Below are 19,889 nucleotides of genomic sequence, written 5' to 3'. Positions count from 1 at the left end.
TTAATTATGGACCAGAGCTCATATAGCACAACTGATAGCGCTGATATAACAAATGAGAGCCCCTCTCAAAACAAAGGGGGTCTCAGCTCGTTTGCTGTCCGCGCTGCTTCCGGTTTAATCTATGCCGGTCTCTTTATCGGTTGCCTATATTTTGGCACCATTCCTACTACAATCTTTGTCTCGGCTATGAGCTGGCTATGCTGCTTTGAGTTTTTCCGGATGATGAGACTCGACGGCAAAGTCGCCAACGAATTTATCGGCCTCACGGCATCGATTCTTTTTCCCGTTGCCTCCATGTTTGGAAGTCTTTGGGTAACGATGCTCTTTGCCGTACTCGTTCTCGCGCTCGGTCTTTGGTACGTCTATTCTCCGCGTACACGAATTTCGGACGTTGCAGTTACTGCCTTTGGACCCCTCTATACCGGCTTCATGATGTCTGCGATCGTTTTGCTACGTGAACAGGTTTATGGACCGAAAGGCGCCCTTCTCACCATTGGCGTATGCGCTTCTCTATGGGTAAGCGATTCGTTTGCCTATATCGTGGGAAGCCGTTTGGGCAAACATAAAATGGCGCCCAAGATTTCTCCCAAGAAAAGCTGGGAAGGATTTTTTGGTGGCATTGTTGGTTCCATGATTATCTGGGGAATTCTTTGGGCGACGAAGCTCTATACCTTGAACCTGCCGTTTGCAATGCTGTGCGGTGCCGTTGTTTCCATTCTCGGCGTATTTGGAGACCTCATCGAATCGCGCATTAAACGCGGCGTGGGCGTAAAGGACTCCGGAAATCTTATCCCCGGTCATGGCGGAATGCTCGATCGCTCCGATTCCCTTATTTTCGGGTGCATCACGGCCTACTTGCTCCTTGTCGCCGGGGGAGTATTGTAATGGCGATGCCACGCTCTGCTCAAGATGCCGAACGAAAACGCATTGTCATACTGGGCTGCACAGGGTCTATCGGACGGCAGACGCTTGATGTTTGCCGGCAGCATGCAGATAAACTTGAAGTCGTAGCACTTTCTGCTCATAGCAACACCAAAGAGCTCGTTGCGGCTGCTCGTGAGTTTGGTGTCAAACGCATAGCCGTAACCGACCCTCAAAGCGTTCACGACCCTATACTTGAAGATCTTCCGCGGGATGTGCGGCTCTATACGGGCGCTCGTTCTGCAGTGGACATCTGCCTTTTCGACGATGTTGACGAGGTCCTCGTTGCAATTGTTGGCGTAGCCGGCCTTTCGGCTAGCGCTGCAGTTTTAGCGTGCGGAAAACAGCTGGCTCTTGCAAACAAAGAATCGCTCGTTGTCGGAGGCGATCTTTTGATGCCCATGGCGCGACCGGGCATGCTGCTTCCCGTCGATTCCGAACACGCTGCGATCTTCCAGTGCTATCAGGGAGAAAATCCCAAGGAAGCACACTGCATCTGGCTTACCTGCTCCGGCGGTCCCTTTTTTGGAAAGAGCCGCTCGGAGCTTTCGCACGTTACGGTAAAGCAGGCTCTCGCTCATCCGGCATGGAACATGGGCGCTAAGATTTCCATCGATTCCGCAACGCTCATGAACAAGGGCCTTGAGCGAATCGAAGCCCTTCACCTTTTCCATGTCGACATAGACTTCGTCAACGTCGTGATTCACCGCGAAGCAAAAATCCACTCGATGGTCGAATACGTTGACGGTTCGGTTATAGCGCACCTTGGTGCGTCCGACATGCGTATTCCCATTCAATATGCGCTCTCATATCCTGCTCGTTGGGAAAGCCCATCTCCGCGCCTCGACTTTAGGCAACTTGCATCTCTTTCCTTTGGGGAGCCCGACACCGATACATTCAGGTGCCTCAAGCTTGCTGATATTGCGGGACGTGAAGGCGGAACGCTTCCTTGCGTACTCAATGCCGCAAACGAGGTTGCCGTCGATGCTTTTCTTCATAATCGATGCTCGTTCACTGATATCGATGCCATCGTAGAATATGCGATGGACCAACATGACAACAGCCCTGTGTACTCGCTCGATCAGCTTTCGGATACCGATGCTTGGGCGCGCACCCAAGCACGTTGTGCGCTCGACCGTATTTCGCGTTGATAATCGGAGCCTTCATGTCAAATCTCCCGTCATTTATTGCCCCAATCTTTTGGGGCCTGTTACTCCTATCGGTTCTCGTGTTCATCCATGAGGGAGGACATTTTCTTGCTGCGCGTGCGTGCGGCGTTAGAGTGAGCGAATTCTTTCTTGGCCTTCCTTGTCGCTTTCGTTTGGCGCACCGCTCGCGTCGTTGCGGAACACTTTTTGGCATCACGCCTCTTCTTATAGGAGGGTATGCTGCCATCTGCGGCATGGAGCATGACGACTCGCCTTGCGCTCCAAGTGTTTTAAGTGAAATCAACCGTTGCGGACAAGCCTCAATTCAAGAAATTGCCGAGGCCCTCGATATTGATTCTGAGGAGGCCCTCAATGCCTGCATCATGCTTATGGGCTGGGGGTCCATTGCTCCAGTTTACGCAGAAGGCGACGGTCGTTCTCGCGCCTATTATCCAGAAACCTATGCCACGGTGTCTCGTGACCGCATGGGCAACACCGTTTTGGACGGAAGGGCATTTGACAAAGACCACGCAACGACTGAGGGAGAACCCTGGTCGGGCGACATCGACGGCCAAGAGCTCTTTAAACAAGAGAAAAGCCGCACCTATGATGGCGTCTCGTTTCCTCGCAGAGCCTTCATTCTTTTAGCGGGAATCCTTGTAAATATCATTGCAGGAATGTTGCTGCTCATGAGCGTTTACTCGCTTATCGGATTCACGGTACCTCAGGATATCAATCGCATCGGAGAGGTCGTCGAAAGCTCTCCTGCAGCAGAAGCGGGGATTGTTGCTGGCGATCGCATCATGCAAATCGATTCTGTCAACGTGGATACCTGGACAGACCTCGTCACCTGTTTGCAGGAACATGAGCAAAACGATTCAAAATCTTCCATTTCCATCGTTTATGAACATAAGGGGAAGCGGCATACGGCCGATGTGATGCTCGACAACGGAAAGCTCGGCATCTATGCTGCTACCGAGCATATCAAGTTCAATATCATCGACTCGGCCCGGCTCTCGCTCGCATATGTCGCTCAAACCGCAGCCGGTGTCGCTCAGCTTCTGATTCCGACAAAAACAATGCAGGTGCTCGATCAGTCGACGTCAATTGTCGGCATCTCAATCATGTCTGCTCAAGCCGCAGCGGCAGGTCTTGCCACGTTCTTGACGTTTTCCGGCTTGATTTCCCTCTCCCTTGGCTTGATGAACCTACTTCCTATTCCGCCGCTCGATGGTGGAAAACTCGTTATAGAGATTGTTCAGCGCATCAGGTGCAAGGAAGTTTCGGTTCGTGTCCAGACGATTGTCTCCTATGGGGGCATAGCTGTGTTCGCCTTGCTATTCATTTACATGCTGCGAGCCGATATCCTTCGATTCTTCTAAGGAGCACATATGGCTGATTCTATTCCACGCAACTTGACGCGCCCTGTGCACGTAGGCAACGTCACCATAGGCGGGGGAGCGCCCGTCGTTGTTCAATCCATGACCTGTACCCCTACGGTTGACTTGGGTGCCACCCTGGAACAAGTCACTAAACTCGCCGAGGCGGGGTGCGATGTAGTGCGCGTTTCGGTCCCAACCAAAGAGGCGCTGGGGAGCTTTCGCGATATCTGTAGAGAGAGTCCCGTTCCAATCGTGGCCGACATTCATTTTGATTATCGCCTTGCCTTTGGGGCGCTCGATGCGGGCGCTGCAAAACTGCGAATCAATCCCGGCAATATCGGTTCCTGGGAGAAAGTCGATGCAATTATCGACAAAGCGGGATCGATGGGCGCGGCGATTCGTATCGGCGTAAATGCCGGTTCTATCGAAAAGGATCTTTTGGAGCGTACCGACCTTACACAAAGCGAAAAACTGGTCTCCTCGGCGATGCGATTCGTCGAGCATTTTGAATCGCGTGGATTCGAAAACATCGTTCTCTCCGCTAAGGCCCACAGCGTGAACACAACGATAGATACCTATCGCAAGCTGTCGCACGAACTGCCTCAGATCCCCCTTCATCTAGGAGTAACGGAGGCAGGCGGCATACGTCAGGGAACTATTAAAAGTTCCATTGCGCTAGGCACTCTACTTGCCGAAGGCATAGGCGACACCATGCGCGTCTCCCTTACAGCAGATCCCATTGAGGAGGTTCCTGTCGCATGGGGTATCCTTTCGGCCCTTGGTTTGCGCCGCCGTGGTCCCGAGATGATTTCGTGTCCCACCTGTGCTCGCTGCCAGGTCAATCTCATCGACATCGCAAGCGAGGTCGAACGTCGCTTGTCTTCCTGTGCAAAACCCGTTTCGGTGGCGGTCATGGGATGCGCCGTCAACGGGCCGGGCGAAGCCAGCGATGCCGACGTGGGTGTGGCGTGCGGCAAAGGATGCGCCCTTTTGTTCAAGCAGGGCGAGATTATCCGCAAAATTCCCGAAGATGCCATCGTCGATGAACTATTGAATGAAATCTCTAAGCTGTAATACCCTGTGCGGTATGATTAGTTGTTAACTTAACCTATTAGTTTGAGGAGTTCCCGTGGCCACCACTAAGCGCGCGATGAAAATGTCCAGGCTTTACGCACCTACGCTCAAGGAAGACCCTGCGGAGGCCGAGCTTGCAAGCCATCGTCTGCTTCTTCGTGCCGGCATGATTCGCAAGGAAGCAGCCGGTCTTTACACCTATCTTCCCCTTGCCTGGCGAGCTATTCGTAAAATCGAGGACATCGTTCGCGACGAGATGGACAGCCATGATGCTCAGGAGCTCATGATGCCTATCATGGTCGACGCTGAGTTCTGGCGTGAAAGTGGTCGAATTGACGCTTACGGAAAGGAGCTCGTGCGCTTTGATGACCGTCACGGCCGTGAGTTCGTCCTTGGACCCACGCACGAGGAGACGATCACTGCGCTTGTCCGCAACGAGCTGCGCAGCTATAAGCAGCTTCCCGTCAACCTCTATCACATTCAAGATAAATTCCGCGATGAGTTCCGCCCCCGCTATGGCCTTATGCGCGGACGCGAATTCATCATGAAGGATGCCTATTCCTTCTCCGCAACGCAAGAAAGCCTGCAAGAAGAATACGACAAGATGAAGGAGGCGTACGCCAACATCTGCGTACGCTGCGGCGTCCACGCCCTTCCCGTCGTTGCCGACTCGGGAGAAATTGGCGGTGACACCTCGGTCGAATTCATGGCACTCGCCGATGCGGGCGAGGCAAGTCTCGTCTACTGCGATGACTGCGGATTTGCTGCCGATGATGAAGCGGCAAGCACCAAGGTCTCTGTCACAGAGGGCCCTGGCAACGGAACGCTCGAGAAGGTCGAGACCCCGGGCCTCGGAACTATCGAAGCTGTTGCCGAGTTCTTTGGCTTCCCCAAAAACGGCACGCGTAAATCTCTTGCTCTTATTGACTCTGAAGGCAAGCCCGTCGTCGCAATCGTCCCCGGTGACCATGAGCTCAATGAATGCAAAGCCGAGCATGTCTTTGGCAAGGGCTATCGCATGATGACCGATGAGGAACTCGAGAAATTTGGTCTTTTCAAGGGCTTTATCGGTCCGGTACATCTCCCCGCGGGCATCAAGCTCGTCTGCGATTCCAGCCTTAAAGAATCCAAGAGCTGGGCTTGTGGCGCCAATGAGGTTGATTACCACTTTACGGGTGCATGTCCCGACCGTGACTTCAAGGTGGACGAGTGGGCAGACCTTGTTACCGTTCTCGCTGGCGACCCATGTCCGCATTGCGGAAAGCCCCTCTCTGCCGCTCGCGGTATCGAGGTTTCTCAGGTGTTCCAACTTGGAACCAAGTATTCCGAGGCTATGGGTGCCACCTTTATGGACGAGGACGGAAAGGAAAAGCCGCTCATCATGGGTTGCTACGGCGTAGGCGTTTCCCGCACGCTTGCGGCCATTGTCGAGCAGCACAATGATGAGAACGGCATTATCTGGCCTGTCTCTGTTGCCCCCTATGAGGTTTCCGTTATCCCTCTCGATCCCAAGAAAGAGGATTGCGCCAAAGCAACCGACAGGCTCGTTCAAGAGCTGCTCGACGCCGGCCTGGACGTCGTTGTCGACGATCGCGATGAGCGTCCCGGGTTCAAATTTGCCGACAACGACCTCATGGGCTTCCCGTATCAGATCGTTATTGGCAAGCGTGGCCTTAAGAACGGCACCTTCGAGCTAAAAGATCGTGCAACGGGGGAGCGCGAGGATATTTCTATCGATGAAGCCGCCACAATTGTGGCAGCGCGCGTTCGCGAGGCAAAGCAGGCGCTCTCTTAGTCTGGAGCTAGACATGAACGAATTTGACGGTATTTCACCTATTCAAAACAGCGCCATGGAGGGCAAGCCCATCTCCATACGCTTATACAATTTCATCATCGCTGCCTTGATCTTCATTGGTTTTTGCGTCATGGGAGCGGGCTGCTATATCACCCGCGACATTCATTTTCTCATGTATTTGAGCTCGCATGCCTTTTCGGTCATGGGCATCACTTTCCTTGGCACGATTGGTGGCTTGATTTTGATGAGTGTGGCACAGAGTCGGCAAAGTGTTCCTATGTCGCTCGGTGGCTTTATTCTCTTCATTACGACGTTTGGATTTATTTCCTCGATTGGGGTTATGGCAGCCGATTTGCCCGCGATCAACACCGCTTTCACGGCAACAGCGGCCATTACCGTCATTTTCGGAGCACTCGGCGTTCTCTTCCCGCGCTTCTTCGCAAAGATCTCGGGAGTTCTTTGTGGAGCTCTTCTGGCTGTAGTCCTGGTCGAGATCGTTTTGATGTTTATGGGAATCGACCAGACCGCAACTGATTACGTCATTGTGGCACTTTTTGCCTGCTTTATCGGGTGGGACACGTACTGTGCCACGCAAGTGCCGCCCACAGTCCCAAATGCCGTACTTATGGCAAGCAACCTATTTGTCGACATCATGAATGTCTTCCTGCGTATCCTGAGCATCATCAATCGATCGAACAATTAGATGCTAGATAATTCGAAAATGGTTAAAAGTTTTTCTTGCATCATTGTCTCGGTTCTCGTATAGTTATTTCCGCACCGATTGGGGGCGTAGCTCAGCTGGGAGAGCGCTTGACTGGCAGTCAAGAGGTCAGGGGTTCGATTCCCCTCGTCTCCACCACTTGCACTTTACAGCCTTTGGGAAACCAAAGGCTGTTTTGCTATACGGGCTCTTGGCGCAACGGTTAGCGCAGGGGACTCATAATCCCTGGGTTCTGGGTTCGAATCCCGGAGGGCCCACCAGGAAAACAGCAGGCCAGACCATGTGTCTGGCCTTTTGCATAAAGAAGGGCCATCCCGCTATGCCCCACTGGGCACAGCGATACGTGGCACGATATCTCGCCTAAATGAGTCAACCGGATCCAAAGTTTTTAAAAAAGTGTTGGACAAAGCGAGCTGTCATGGTATTATCAATTTCGCTGAAAAGCACACGGGCGATTGGCTCAGGGGTAGAGCATATCCTTCACACGGATGGGGTCACAAGTTCGAATCTTGTATCGCCCACCATCGCAATCTAAGGCTAGGACATACGTCCTGGCCTTTTTCTTTTGCGCCTGATATGCGCATAATTAGACCCAATTGACCCATGTGCTATGATTCTGACGGCTCAAGCACGATACATTTCGTTTTCTAGATTCAAAATCGGACGTGCTCTCAAACTAATTTCTACGACGTCATTCAGCGAGGCTTCATGATTCTGCTTGCCGATAAAATCGAAAAAAGCTTTGGTGCGCGCGTTTTGCTCAACGGCGCTTCGTTTCAAATCAATGCAGGGGAACGCTATGCGCTCGTAGGGCCCAATGGTGCCGGTAAAACAACGCTGCTCAAGATAATCATGGGTATTGATTCTTGTGACGGGGGCACAATCCAGTTCGCCAAGGACACCCAAGTAGGCTATCTGGAGCAGGAAACGAATCTAGCCTCCGATACCTCCATCATTCAAGAAGTCGTTGCTTCTGCTCAAGAGATTCGCAAGATGGGGGAGCGCGCCCAGGAATTGCAGGGCATGATTGCCGAGCTTTCCGAGAAAGGGGAGGATGTCTCCTCACTTCTAGACGAATACGGTCGCGTTCAGGATCGTTTTGAACATCTTGGCGGCTACGAGCTTGAAAGCAATGCGAAGAAGATTCTTTCGGGACTCGGTTTTCACCCTGAAGATTTTACAAGGGCATGCTCCGAGTTTTCCGGCGGCTGGCAAATGCGCATCGCACTCGCTAAGCTTTTTCTCCGCCATCCCGATCTTCTCTTGCTCGACGAGCCTACAAACCACCTTGACCTCGAAAGCGTTCAATGGCTTCGCGGCTTTATCTCCAGCTATGAAGGTGCGGTCCTCATCGTAAGCCACGACCGCGCATTCATGGATGCTTGCGTCGACCACGTTGCTGCCCTCGAGAACCGTCGTATTACCACGTATACCGGCAATTACAGCTCTTACCTCAAGCAGCGCGAGGACAACCTTGAGCAGATGCGTGCAAAGCGTGCCGCTCAAGAGCGCGATATCGCCCATATGCAGGTCTTCGTCGATAAATTTCGATATAAACCCACCAAAGCAGCTCAGGCTCAGGAGCGCATCAGGAAGATCGAGCAGATCAAAAGCGAACTCGTCATTTTGCCTGAAGGCCACAAACACATCGACTTCAAATTTCCCGATCCACCGCGTTCGGGAGATATGGTCGTCTCGCTCGAAAACGCCTCGAAGTCCTATGAGGACAAAACTATCTACGAAAACCTCGACGTTAAGCTTTATCGCGGCGACCATGTGGCGCTCGTGGGTCCTAACGGCGCGGGCAAGTCTACGTTGATGAAAATGCTTGCAGGGATTGAGCCTCTTTCGAGCGGAACGCGCGACCTGGGCACAAACGTCGGCATTGCGTATTACGCCCAGCATGCCCTCGAGGGGATGAACGAAAACAATTCGGTCCTCCAAGAAATCGACACCGTCACCCCAAAATGGACCGTACCGCAGCAGCGCAGCCTGCTCGGCGCCTTCCTCTTTAGCGATAACGATGCAATCGAAAAGAAGGTCCGCGTGCTTTCTGGAGGCGAGAAAGCACGCCTTGCGCTCGCAAAGATGCTCGTTGCGCCCGAGGCGCTTCTGTGTCTCGACGAACCTACAAACCATCTCGACATCGACTCCGTCGATATGCTCGAAAATGCACTCAAGCGTTTTCCGGGTACCATCGTGCTCATCAGCCACGACGAGCACCTTGTGCGTGCCGTCGCGACTCGCATCATTGACATTCGCGATGGAAAAATGACCGTCTACGATGGTGATTATGATTACTACCTGTATAAACGCGATGAATTGGCTCAACGGGCTGCTTCCGCTTCAAGCAACACCCCCACGCCTGCCGCCCACGCAGACTCCGTCGTAGGACGAACGCTTCGCCGCTCCCATGTGCCGAGTGCAAGCACCGCGCCCGCACGTGAGGGTGGAAAAAAGACTAAGGAGCAACGTCGAGCCGAAGCCGAAGCGAGAATAGAGCTCAATCGGCGCCTCAAGAAGACCAAAACCCGGCTTGCAACCGTCGAAAAGCAGCTGGAGTCTCATCGCGCTCGCTATGATGAGTTGATGGAACTGATGGCTTCCGAAGAACTATATGCCGATCAAGAGAAATTTAATACGGCTCTCATGGAATATAACGGACTGAAAAAAGATATTCCGGCACTCGAGGATGAGTGGCTGGAGCTTTCCACCACCATCGAAGAGGAGACCTCGCGTGGACGCGCATAGAGCCGGAGCGATTGCCTGCACCATCTTAAGCTGGATAGCACGTCTTTGTGCCATAGCCCTGTGCATCCTGGCGATTATGCTGTGTTTTCCCAGCCTGGTTGCTCGTCTTCATCTAACCGGATTCATCCTGGATATCTCCAATGCGCTGCCTTCCCTCATCGCGGGGTATGGATTGATACCCTCTCCATTTGGCGGGGTGTTCCGTTTCGATTTTGCCCTGAGTGCGGCCTTGCTCTTCCTTATCGACTACGCTTTACAGCGTGCAATCTTTAAACTTCGCTAGAACGGATTGGAATGAATATCCAAACCCTGCTCATCGATGCCGTTGCTCTCATTGTCGGTATCGTGATACACGAAAGCGCGCATGCACTTGCCGCGTATGTGCTCGGCGATAAAACGGCTCGTTCGCGAGGTAGAGTCTCATTAAATCCCCTTGCCCACATCGATCCTTTTGGTACCGTCCTCCTGCCGCTGCTTATGCTTGCCGCCGGAGGACCTGTTTTCGCATTTGCAAAGCCTGTTCCCGTTTATTTGAATAACCTCAAGCATCCCAAGCGCGACGAACTGCTCGTGGCGCTTGCCGGACCACTTTCAAATGCGCTGCTAGCCCTTGCAGCAGCACTCATCGGGTACGTTTTACTACCCCTGCTCGCCGGGCAGGCCCCCATGAGCCTTCTGTACTCCCTATTCTCTTTCTTTATGACCTTTATCGTTGTCAACCTATCGTTGGCCTTCTTTAACCTAATCCCCCTACCCCCGCTGGACGGGTCCTCGATTCTAGTTCCCTTTTTAAAAGGAAAAGCCCTACGGGAGTACTACCGCATCCAACAATATGCGATGCCAATCTTGCTGGTTATCCTCTATCTTCTTCCCACCGTGCTGCACATTGACATCATTGGCATGTACTTTGACATTACTGTCTATCCTTTGGCGCAAGGACTCACTTCATTTATGGTGAGCGCGATATAGTAGACTAATAGTTCTTTAAGCACGTTGTAAGGTTGCCAACAGGATAGGGAGGCTTTGTGTCATATCGCGTTTCAACGCAGGTCTACTCAGGGCCTTTCGACCTTCTTCTTCAGCTGGTAAGCCGGCAAAAAGTCGATATCGGCTCCATTTCGATCACCGAAGTGACCAACCAGTACCTAGCAGAGGTCGACCGACTCGAAGCGCTCGACCTCGATGTCGCGAGTGATTTTTTGCTCGTAGCGGCAACACTTCTCGACATCAAAGCCGCTTCTCTTGTTCCAGATGATTCGGATTCTGCCCCGGTGCTCGATGAAGAAGAGATGGGGGAGTACGCGAATCTCGACGGCGATGCCCTGCGCAAGGTCCTCATTGCACGCCTCATTGCCTATAAGCAGTTTAAAAGCGCAGCAGCGGCGCTTGGGGCACGTATGGAAGCGGAAAGCCGCATGCATCCTCGAGTTGCGGGTCCTGATCCAGAATTCCTCAACCTGATGCCCGACTACCTCTCTGGCATCACGCTGCGTGGACTGGCGGTTATCTGCGCCGACCTTGATGGACGCAGGGAGACTTTTCTTCTCGAAGCAGAGCACGTGGCGCCTCACCGTATTCCACTCGAGCTCACCGTCGCCTCTGTTGATCGCGTAACCATATCGAAAGAGCACACCACATTCCAAGAACTTCTCGATGGTGACGCGACACCCGAACAGCTTGTGGCCACCTTTCTTGCTGTCCTCGAACTTGCAAAACGGGGTTCAGTCACCCTGAAGCAAGATGAACTATTTGGAACGATTGAAATCGATCGCGTTGAAGGCGCCCCCGCATACCATCCGGGAGATGCGCTGACGATTGAAGAGGGGGAGAACGATGAATGAACTAGAAGCACTTGATTCATCTTCATTAAAAGGCGCCCTCGAGGCTATGCTGCTTGTATCGAGCGATCCCGTGAGCGCACCGGCACTCGCTTCAATCCTTTCCATCACGCCGGGGGAGTGCGCGTCGCTTCTTGCCGAGCTTCAAGTTGAATACCAGGAAAAAAACCGTGGCATCCAGCTGCGCGAGGTTGCCGGCGGATGGCGCCTGTTCACCCATCCTGCATTCCATGAGCAAGTCGAGGCGCTTGTCCTTTCCTGGGACACACAGCGCCTTTCACAAGCTGCATTGGAAACGCTTGCCGTCATTGCCTACCACCAGCCCGTGACGCGCGAGATGGTCAAGGGCATTCGCGGCGTCAACTCCGATGGCGTTATATCCTCCCTTGTCGATAAGGGTCTTGTTCGAGAGCTTGGGCGTGACCCCCAACATGGTCAAGCGATTATCTATGGAACCACCAGCGCGTTTCTTGAGAAATTTGGCCTGCGCAGCACAAAAGACCTTCCAGATCTTGAGCAGTTTGCACCCGATGAGCAGTCGCGCCAGTTTATTCGCGAGCGTCTCTCCGGAAGATCTATCCAGTCGACGCTCGAGGAGACCGACGATGATCTTGAAGAAGAACGCGAACTCATCGATCTGGAAGAAGACAATGCTGACGGCTTAATGACCGAGAACACGACGGATGAGGTTGACGATGCGTAGCCTTACAGAAGATGAACGCCTTGTCCCCATGCGCCTGCAGCGTTTTCTGGCGCGCGCGGGCGTAGCAAGCCGTCGCGGTTCCGAAGGCCTGATGACTGCTGGCAGAGTTACCGTCAACGGAGAAGTGAAAACAGAAATGGGCACTAAAATCGACCCTCTTGTCGATCGAGTGGAGGTCGACGGTCGCCCCGTGTCGCTTATTGTTGGCGCTACGTACCTCGTGCTCAATAAGCCTTCGGGCTATGTTACGACCATGAGCGACCCCCAGGGTCGCCCATGCATTGCAGACCTCGTTCCCACCGATCGCTATCCCAGTCTGTATCCCGTAGGAAGGCTCGATAAGGACACAACCGGATTTCTCCTCTTCACGACCGATGGGGATTTGGGCCAAGCGCTTTTGCATCCTTCTCATCATGTCGACAAAACCTATATAGCGTTAGTCGACGGTATCCTTCGCGATACAGAGCTTGAACCACTCAGACACGGAATCACGCTAGACGACGGACCATGTCAGCCCGCTATCTGCCGGATTCTTTCGCAGCGAGAGGCGATAGAGGTGGCGCCCGCGGGCATTCCATCTTATACGACCGCCGTTGAGGTAATTATCCACGAAGGACGAAAGAACCAAGTCAAGCGTATGCTTTCTGCAATTCATCACCCGGTGATCAAACTCCATCGCTCGACCTTTGGGCCGCTCAGCCTCAATCGTGTCGACCGCGGCTCTTGGAGGCTGCTCGACCACGACGAAATCGACCTTCTTCTACATGCTGCAAAACACTAACCAACCTGATAGAAAGGCCTCTTGGAAACTATCATGATTATCGCAATCGACGGACCCGCCGGATCGGGCAAATCGACCATCGCCAACCTCATCGCCGATCGATTGAAGTTCGATAAGCTCGATACGGGAGCAATGTATCGTACCGTTGCGTTTGTCTGCGCTTCTTCTGGAATCGACCTCGATGACGAAAAGGCGGTGACCGCCTGTGCAAACGATCTGACCATCACATTCGATACCATCGATGGCATGCAGCATGTCTTCGCCGATGGTAAAGACGTTTCTCGCGAAATCCGCACTCCAGAGACCGATCGTATCGTTTCCAAAGTTTCAGCCTATCCGGATGTGCGAAAGGCGCTTCTTCGATGCCAGCGCCATTTTGCCGCAACCCGCAACGTTGTCGCAGAGGGTCGCGATATCGGCACCGTCGTGTTCCCGCAAGCGGAGGTCAAGGTCTTTTTGACCGCCGACCCGCGCGAGCGCGCTCGTCGTCGCGTACTCCAGCGTCTTGGGGACACTCAGCTCGATCAAACAGAAATCGACGCACTTGTCGAAAAAACCCTCGCCGATATCGAGCGTCGCGATGACCTCGACTCTCATCGTGCGGTTGCACCCTTGCGTGCCGCCGACGATGCCTACCACATCGACTCTTCATCCCAGAGCATCGAAGCCGTGTGCGATAAGATTTGCGCACTCGTTAAGCAGGTGAGCTAATATGCATCACTTTACGTCAACCTACGAGGACTATTACGGCCATGGAATGCGCGAGTACCCCGTGGGACTCAGGGCAATGTACAGCATAGTTCTTGCGATCTTGTTTGCCTTTTCCAAGATTATGTGGCGTTGGGACTTTGAGGACGCCGACAAGCTCTTCGATTCCAATAGCGAACGCGGTACCGTGATCATTTGCAATCACACCTCCATGGCGGAGGTTATTGCCATCGTTGCCCATATTTGGGCAAAAGGCCATCGCGTACGCCCCATTTTTAAATCCGAGTTCAACAAGACCAAAATCGTTAAATGGGCCTTTTCGCGTGTGGGGGGCATTCCCGTTGCACGCGGCACCGCCGACCTCAAGTCTCTTCGCTATGCCCAGCACGCCTTGCAACGCGGTGAAGACATCTTGATTTTCCCCGAGGGAACACGCATTCGAACCGATGATCAACCGGTGGTTGTACACGGTGGCTTTGCCATCATTGCAAGCATGGGCAAGGCAACAATCTCCCCGATGGCTGTATGCGGATTCAGGGATTTGACTCCCAAAGGCTCAAAGATTACGAAGCCGCTCAAGTGCTGGATGAAGGCGGGAGAAAAGCTAAGCTTTGATGATGCTCCCAACGATCTCAAACGCAAAGAAAAAAGCACTTGGATCGAAAACGAGGCCGTGAATCGTATGTACGCGCTTCGAGATGAGCTTCAAGCCGAGCATCCCGGGAGGAAATAATGACCTCGCCCTCGATTCGAGTTGCACAGCATGCAGGCGTTTGCTTTGGAGTGAAGCGCGCGCTCGAAGAAGCCTCTAAGGTTCTCGCCGAGCAAGATGGCTCAATTCACACTCTCGGTGAACTGATTCACAATCCACGCGTTGTCCAAGATCTTGAGCAGCAAGGTGCACATGTTGCCCACTCGGTTGACGAAGTTAAAGATGGAACCTTGATTATCCGCGCGCACGGAGTTGCGCCTCAAGTCAAGCAAGCCGCCAAAGACGCAGGACTGCACGTTGTCGACGCCACGTGCCCCTTTGTTAAGCGCGTGCAAGACCATGCGCGATCGCTTTATAGGGGTGGTTACCAAGTTGTCATCGTGGGCGAGGCAGGTCATCCCGAAGTCGAAGGAATTCTTGGCTGCACCGATGGCAAGGCTTGCATTGTCAGTTCCGCCCAAGAGGTTGAATTCCTTGATATCTCCTCGCGTGTGGGGGTTGTCGTACAGACTACGCAGACCAGTAAAAATCTTCGCGAGGTAGTTGACGCCTTGCTCCTTCGCGCTCGCGAGGTTCGCGTTTTCGATACCATCTGCAGCGCGACGAACGAACGCCAGGAGGCAGCGCGCGCTCTTGCAGCCACATGTGATCTCATGCTTGTCATAGGTGGGCGCAATTCGGGCAACACGCGACGTTTGTTCCAGATATGTCACGACGTGTGCCCCTGCACCTACCACATAGAAGACGCTCGGGAAATCGACCCAAAATGGGTCGCTTGCGCTAGCAATATCGGCATCACCGCGGGCGCTTCAACTCCACAAGGACAAATTGACGATGTTCTATCAACCTTAAAGCAGATTACTTCCTAACATGGATCAAACCATTACAGATTATGCCCATACGGTTGCAAACTACGGACGCTCACGCGATCCGCAGCCCGGACAGGGCGCACTGGTAACTACTGTGCGCGAGGATTCTCCGGCCTACGACGTGGGGATTGAGCCGGGAATGCGCGTCATATCCGTCAATGGCAAGCCGCTTACCGATATGATCGTCTGGCTTTGGGAGTCGGACGAAGAGACTGTGGCCCTCGAAGTCTTCGATCCAAGCGATGGGTCCCTCACCCCCGTTGAGCTCGAACGATTCCCGGGCGAGGACTGGGGCTTGCAGTTTGATGGGCCGATCTTTGACGAAATGCGCACATGCGTAAATGCCTGCGTCTTTTGTTTCATGACAATGCTTCCCAAAGGAGGGCGCGATACACTCTACATTCGCGACGACGATTACCGTCTGAGCTTCCTCCAAGGCAATTTTGTCACGCTCACCAATATGAGCGATGAAGACGTGCAAAACGTTATCGAGCATGACATGAGTCCCATGAACGTCTCCATTCATGCTATAGACCCCGACGTGCGCCGCAAACTCATGGGCAAAAACGCCGGACGCGGCATCGAGGTCCTCGAATCGCTCATGGATGCAGGCATCGAGATTCACGCTCAGATCGTTTTATGTCCCGGGCTCAACGATGGGGAAGAGCTCGCGCGCACGCTTCGCTATTGCGAGGAACATGAGCAAATAACGAGTTTGGGAATCGTCCCCCTTGGGTTCACCAAGCATCAAAATCGCTTTACCACCTCGTATTCCGACGATCCCGTATCTGCGCGCGATGTTATCGAGATGGTAAGGCCGTATCAGGATAGAGCCTTTGAACGTTTTGGGCGCCACACCTTTCAAATGTCGGACGAGTTTTATCTTGATGCAAGGATAGACCCACCTGCAGCTGACTTCTACGACGGCTATCCGCAATACTACGACGGTATTGGCATGATACGTAGCTATCTAGACGATACCGACCAGATACTCGCGTGCGATTCCGAGCGTCTTCGTGCAATTCGCCATGCCCTGGATGACGCAGGCGCCACCGTGATGGTTGCTTCTGGAACGGCTGCACGCAACGTAGTTTCCCGGTTTGTCGAAAAAAGCCCCCTAGGCGGTAAGGTTTTGGGCATCGAGAATCGCTATTTTGGGGGCAATGTCGATGTCACCGGCCTTATTTGCGCTCAAGACCTACTTGAGCAGACCCCAGACGATCTCTCAAACGTTCTGTTCTTTATGCCTAGCGTCATGTTCAACGCTGATGCCATGACGCTTGACGAGTATCATCAAGACCAGTTAACCCGCGAGCTCGAATCGCGGGGAGCACAGGTTTTCGTCGTCTCCACGATGCCGAAAGACCTGCTGCAAGCACTTAACAAAGCACTCGACCTTTAATCCAGGTCCCGTCTGCAAGGAGATACATATGAAGCCCATCGTTGCGGTCGTCGGTCGTCCGAATGTCGGTAAATCCACCCTCGTCAATCGCATCGCCCAAACCTCTGACGCCATCGTCCACGAAAGCCGTGGCGTTACACGAGACCGCTCCTATTACGACGCCGATTGGTCCGGTCATGAGTTCACGCTCGTAGACACAGGCGGCATCGAGCCCATGAAAAGCGAGGATATCTTCTCTGCCTCGATTCGCGACCAAGCTCTTGCCGCCGCAGAAGAAGCCGACGTCATCCTCTTCGTTGTCGATGGCTCCGTCGGCGTTACCGAAGAAGACGAGAGCGTTGCGCGCATGATCAAGCGCGCAAAGAAGCCCACCTTCTTGCTCGTCAACAAGCTCGACAATCCCGATCGCGAACAGGAGCGACTCTGGGAGTTCTATTCGCTGGGCGTAGGTGACCCCATCGCGGTTTCCGCTCTGCACGGCCATGGAACAGGCGACCTTCTCGATGATGTCGTCGCGCTGCTTCCCGAATCGTATGAGGAAGAAAAGATCGATGACGGCATTCTCTCCGTCGCCATCATCGGTAGGCCCAATGCCGGCAAGTCCTCCTTGTTCAACAAGATTCTTGGTTCCGATCGCTCCATTGTGTCCAACGTCGCCGGCACCACGCGCGATGCCATCGATACCGTCATCGAGCGCGGAGACAAGAAGTATCGTCTTGTAGACACTGCTGGCATTCGTAAAAAGAGCACCGTGTACGAGAATATCGAATACTACTCGATGGTCCGCGGGCTTCGCGCAATCGACCGTGCCGATGTCGCCCTGCTCGTTATCGACTCTTCCACCGGTATGACCGAGCAGGACCAGAAGGTCGCCAATCTCGCCATCGAGCGCGGCTGCGCCATCGTTGTCCTGCTCAACAAATGGGACCTTTTGCCCGACGACCATGCGCGCGAACAGATGATGGAGACGGTCGAACGTCGCATGGGTATGGCAAAATGGGCAAATTACCTGCGAATCTCTGCCCTCACTGGCCGCTCGGTCGAAAAGATCTGGGCTCTTGTCGATTCTGCCGCACAAAATCGTTCGGCACGCATCTCGACTTCTAAGCTCAATCAGCTCTTGACCGATATGCGTGAGTTCGGCCACACCATTGTCGACGGCAAGCGTCGCCTGCGCATGCACTACGTAACTCAAACAGGAACCAATCCGCCCGCCTTTACGTTCTTCGTCAACCACACCGATCTGATCAACGATAGCTATCGCCGCTATATTGAGAACCGTATGCGCGCGACCTTTGATTTCAAGGGTACTCCCATTCGTTTGCGATTCCGCAAGAAGGATCAAAAAGAGATGGGGAAGGAAGATAAGTAATGCAAAGCTTTTCTTTGGAGTCTTGCTTGCCAATCACCCTTGTTTGCGTTGTCATGTCCTTTCTTGTCTGTGGCATCCCCTTTGGTCTGATCATCGGCAAGCTATCCGGCAACGGCGATATCCGAAATGCCGGATCGGGCAACATCGGCACTACGAACGCACTTCGCGTTGCAGGACCTAAAGTAGCCGCCGCAACGCTGCTTTTCGATATGCTCAAAGGCGTGCTAGGAGTCTGCGTCTCTCGTATCGTCATTGCACATGTAGCCTTTGAGGGCAACGTCGCCATGCTCGCTCCCGGCGCTCCGGCCGATTGGGTGCTGGCTCTTGTTGCCCTCACCTGCCTGTGTGGACACGTTTTTTCTCCTTACCTTCATTTTCACGGGGGCAAGGGTATTGCCGTGGGTGTCGGTGTCCTCTTTGGATGGTATTGGCCACTCGCACTTATTCACCTTGGCATCTTTATCGTTCTCGTAGCGATTACAAAATTTGTCTCGGTTGGTTCCATAGCAACTGCGGCGTTGGTTCCCGTTACGGTGAGCATCGCATTCCCTTATTCCTCTATTCCCTGTAAGCTATTGATGGCTGTCATGGGCGTCATCGTTGTATGGGCTCATCGAAGCAATATCAAAAAACTACTGGCTGGAAAAGAATCAAAGCTTTCCTTTACAAAGCGCGTTTCGAAAATGGATGATGCATCATGAAAATCACCCTGATCGGCTCCGGCTCCTGGGGAACCGCGATTGCTGGTCGAGCAGCGTTTAATGGCAACGACGTCATCATGTGGTCACATAGCGAAGAATGCGCTCGGGGCATCAACGAACAAGGGGTCAATCCTCGTTACCTCACTCATTACGAACTTCCCAAAAACGTTAGCGCTACAACCGATATCGTGAAAGCACTTGAATGTGCCGACGGCATTATTTTTGCCGTGCCCTCCACGCACCTTCGTGAAATCGCGAATCAAGCGGCTCCTTATATCTGCGAAACCACACCGATCCTTTGTCTCACCAAGGGAATCGAGTCGACAACCGGCCTGCTTATGAATGAGGTCATCGGCGACGAATGCGGGCACCCAGAGCGCATTGCAGCACTCTCTGGCCCCAACCACGCAGAAGAGGTATGCCAAGGGCAGCTTTCTGCCGCCGTTATCGCCGCCGAAGACAACGACGTCGCCAGTTTTTTTAAAGGGATCCTTTTAGCACCAGAATTCCGAATCTACCTTTCCGGAGACGTTATTGGCGTTGAGATGTGCGGAGCGGTTAAGAACATCATCGCCATTGTGTGCGGTATTGCCTCGGGTGCTGGATTCGGCGACAACACCCTCGCGCTTATCATGACCCGCGGACTGGCCGAGATCAGCCGTCTTGTTCATGCCCGCGGCGGCGAGGCCCTTACCTGTATGGGTCTTGCCGGAATGGGCGACCTTGTAGCAACTTGCACATCGCCACATTCGCGAAACCGTTCCTTTGGCCATGCTTTCTCCCAAGGCACCAGCCTGGAGCAGTATCAAAACCAAACGCATATGGTCGTCGAGGGCGCTCACGCAGCAAAAAGTGCAACCGAACTCGCCCACACCCTCGGTGTCGACGCTCCGCTTACGTTTGCCCTCAATGATGCCCTTTGGCATGGACAAAGCATGCAGGAGGTCCTGACCAATCTCGTCGATCGCGTTCCCACTGAAGAGTTCTACGGAATCATCGAATAGAAAAGGT

Annotated in this window: 19 protein-coding genes and 3 tRNA genes; all 22 read left to right on the top strand. The window is 53.4% G+C overall.

All coding sequences use genetic code 11. From position 1 onward, the window contains the following. Positions 1–6 precede the first annotated feature (6 nt). Positions 7–885, top strand: a complete 879-nt coding sequence (locus BQ9843_RS03315; RefSeq protein ID WP_083647900.1) for a phosphatidate cytidylyltransferase — start codon at positions 7–9, stop codon at positions 883–885. After that, positions 885–2,072 (top strand): 1-deoxy-D-xylulose-5-phosphate reductoisomerase, encoded by a 1,188-nt coding sequence (gene dxr / locus BQ9843_RS03310; protein WP_075843874.1) that lies wholly within the window; start codon positions 885–887, stop codon positions 2,070–2,072. Before BQ9843_RS03315 ends, dxr begins: the two co-directional genes overlap by 1 nt. A gap of 14 nt (positions 2,073–2,086) precedes the next feature. After that, positions 2,087–3,451 (top strand): M50 family metallopeptidase, encoded by a 1,365-nt coding sequence (locus BQ9843_RS03305; protein WP_075843873.1) that lies wholly within the window; start codon positions 2,087–2,089, stop codon positions 3,449–3,451. Positions 3,452–3,460: 9 nt separating this feature from the next. Further along, entirely contained in the window at positions 3,461–4,525 is a 1,065-nt protein-coding gene (gene ispG / locus BQ9843_RS03300; RefSeq protein WP_075843872.1) for a flavodoxin-dependent (E)-4-hydroxy-3-methylbut-2-enyl-diphosphate synthase, read from the top strand. 76 nt (positions 4,526–4,601) lie between these two features. Then, positions 4,602–6,320, top strand: coding sequence for a proline--tRNA ligase (locus BQ9843_RS03295; RefSeq protein ID WP_075844109.1), 1,719 nt, complete (start codon positions 4,602–4,604; stop codon positions 6,318–6,320). Then, on the top strand, positions 6,262–7,023 hold the full coding sequence (locus BQ9843_RS03290) for a Bax inhibitor-1 family protein (protein WP_083647899.1): 762 nt from the start codon (positions 6,262–6,264) through the stop codon (positions 7,021–7,023). Before BQ9843_RS03295 ends, BQ9843_RS03290 begins: the two co-directional genes overlap by 59 nt. Before the next feature lie 80 nt (positions 7,024–7,103). Continuing rightward, positions 7,104–7,179 (top strand) — tRNA-Ala (locus BQ9843_RS03285). A gap of 46 nt (positions 7,180–7,225) precedes the next feature. After that, positions 7,226–7,301 (top strand) — tRNA-Ile (locus BQ9843_RS03280). Positions 7,302–7,490: 189 nt separating this feature from the next. After that, positions 7,491–7,565: transfer RNA gene (locus BQ9843_RS03275), tRNA-Val, on the top strand. 184 nt (positions 7,566–7,749) lie between these two features. Further along, positions 7,750–9,792 carry an ABC-F family ATP-binding cassette domain-containing protein gene (locus BQ9843_RS03270; RefSeq protein ID WP_075843870.1) on the top strand — a complete coding sequence of 681 codons (2,043 nt, stop codon included), beginning with the start codon at positions 7,750–7,752 and terminating at the stop codon, positions 9,790–9,792. Continuing rightward, a complete protein-coding gene (locus tag BQ9843_RS03265) occupies positions 9,779–10,075 on the top strand; it encodes a hypothetical protein (RefSeq protein ID WP_022387406.1) in 297 nt (98 codons plus the stop codon). The genes BQ9843_RS03270 and BQ9843_RS03265 overlap by 14 nt, the downstream gene beginning before the upstream one ends. A gap of 11 nt (positions 10,076–10,086) precedes the next feature. After that, on the top strand, positions 10,087–10,761 hold the full coding sequence (locus BQ9843_RS03260) for a site-2 protease family protein (protein WP_075843869.1): 675 nt from the start codon (positions 10,087–10,089) through the stop codon (positions 10,759–10,761). Between the two features lie 56 nt (positions 10,762–10,817). Next, positions 10,818–11,633 (top strand): segregation and condensation protein A, encoded by an 816-nt coding sequence (locus BQ9843_RS03255; protein WP_075843868.1) that lies wholly within the window; start codon positions 10,818–10,820, stop codon positions 11,631–11,633. Then, a complete protein-coding gene (scpB, locus tag BQ9843_RS03250) occupies positions 11,626–12,333 on the top strand; it encodes an SMC-Scp complex subunit ScpB (protein WP_075843867.1) in 708 nt (235 codons plus the stop codon). Before BQ9843_RS03255 ends, scpB begins: the two co-directional genes overlap by 8 nt. Continuing rightward, a complete protein-coding gene (locus BQ9843_RS03245; RefSeq protein WP_083647897.1) occupies positions 12,326–13,114 on the top strand; it encodes a pseudouridine synthase in 789 nt (262 codons plus the stop codon). The genes scpB and BQ9843_RS03245 overlap by 8 nt, the downstream gene beginning before the upstream one ends. 33 nt (positions 13,115–13,147) lie before the next feature. Next, entirely contained in the window at positions 13,148–13,825 is a 678-nt protein-coding gene (cmk, locus tag BQ9843_RS03240) for a (d)CMP kinase (protein ID WP_075843865.1), read from the top strand. A 1-nt stretch (position 13,826) separates the two neighbouring features. Next, positions 13,827–14,555, top strand: coding sequence for a lysophospholipid acyltransferase family protein (locus BQ9843_RS03235; RefSeq protein ID WP_075843864.1), 729 nt, complete (start codon positions 13,827–13,829; stop codon positions 14,553–14,555). Beyond that, positions 14,555–15,403: a 4-hydroxy-3-methylbut-2-enyl diphosphate reductase gene (locus BQ9843_RS03230; RefSeq protein ID WP_075843863.1), complete on the top strand. Its 849-nt coding sequence runs from the start codon at positions 14,555–14,557 to the stop codon at positions 15,401–15,403. Before BQ9843_RS03235 ends, BQ9843_RS03230 begins: the two co-directional genes overlap by 1 nt. 1 nt (position 15,404) lies before the next feature. Then, positions 15,405–16,805: a DUF512 domain-containing protein gene (locus BQ9843_RS03225; protein ID WP_075843862.1), complete on the top strand. Its 1,401-nt coding sequence runs from the start codon at positions 15,405–15,407 to the stop codon at positions 16,803–16,805. A gap of 28 nt (positions 16,806–16,833) precedes the next feature. Further along, positions 16,834–18,177, top strand: a complete 1,344-nt coding sequence (gene der, locus BQ9843_RS03220; protein WP_040220462.1) for a ribosome biogenesis GTPase Der — start codon at positions 16,834–16,836, stop codon at positions 18,175–18,177. A gap of 26 nt (positions 18,178–18,203) precedes the next feature. Then, positions 18,204–18,878 carry a glycerol-3-phosphate 1-O-acyltransferase PlsY gene (gene plsY / locus BQ9843_RS03215; protein ID WP_230205569.1) on the top strand — a complete coding sequence of 225 codons (675 nt, stop codon included), beginning with the start codon at positions 18,204–18,206 and terminating at the stop codon, positions 18,876–18,878. Then, positions 18,875–19,882, top strand: coding sequence for an NAD(P)H-dependent glycerol-3-phosphate dehydrogenase (locus tag BQ9843_RS03210; protein WP_040220460.1), 1,008 nt, complete (start codon positions 18,875–18,877; stop codon positions 19,880–19,882). The genes plsY and BQ9843_RS03210 overlap by 4 nt, the downstream gene beginning before the upstream one ends. The last annotated feature ends 7 nt before the right edge of the window (positions 19,883–19,889 follow it).

The sequence above is a fragment of the Collinsella bouchesdurhonensis genome, assembly GCF_900155365.1.
Lineage (GTDB): Bacteria > Actinomycetota > Coriobacteriia > Coriobacteriales > Coriobacteriaceae > Collinsella > Collinsella bouchesdurhonensis.
The sequence above is the reverse complement of the archived record's forward strand: the minus strand, read 5'-3'. Positions and strand labels throughout refer to the sequence as shown.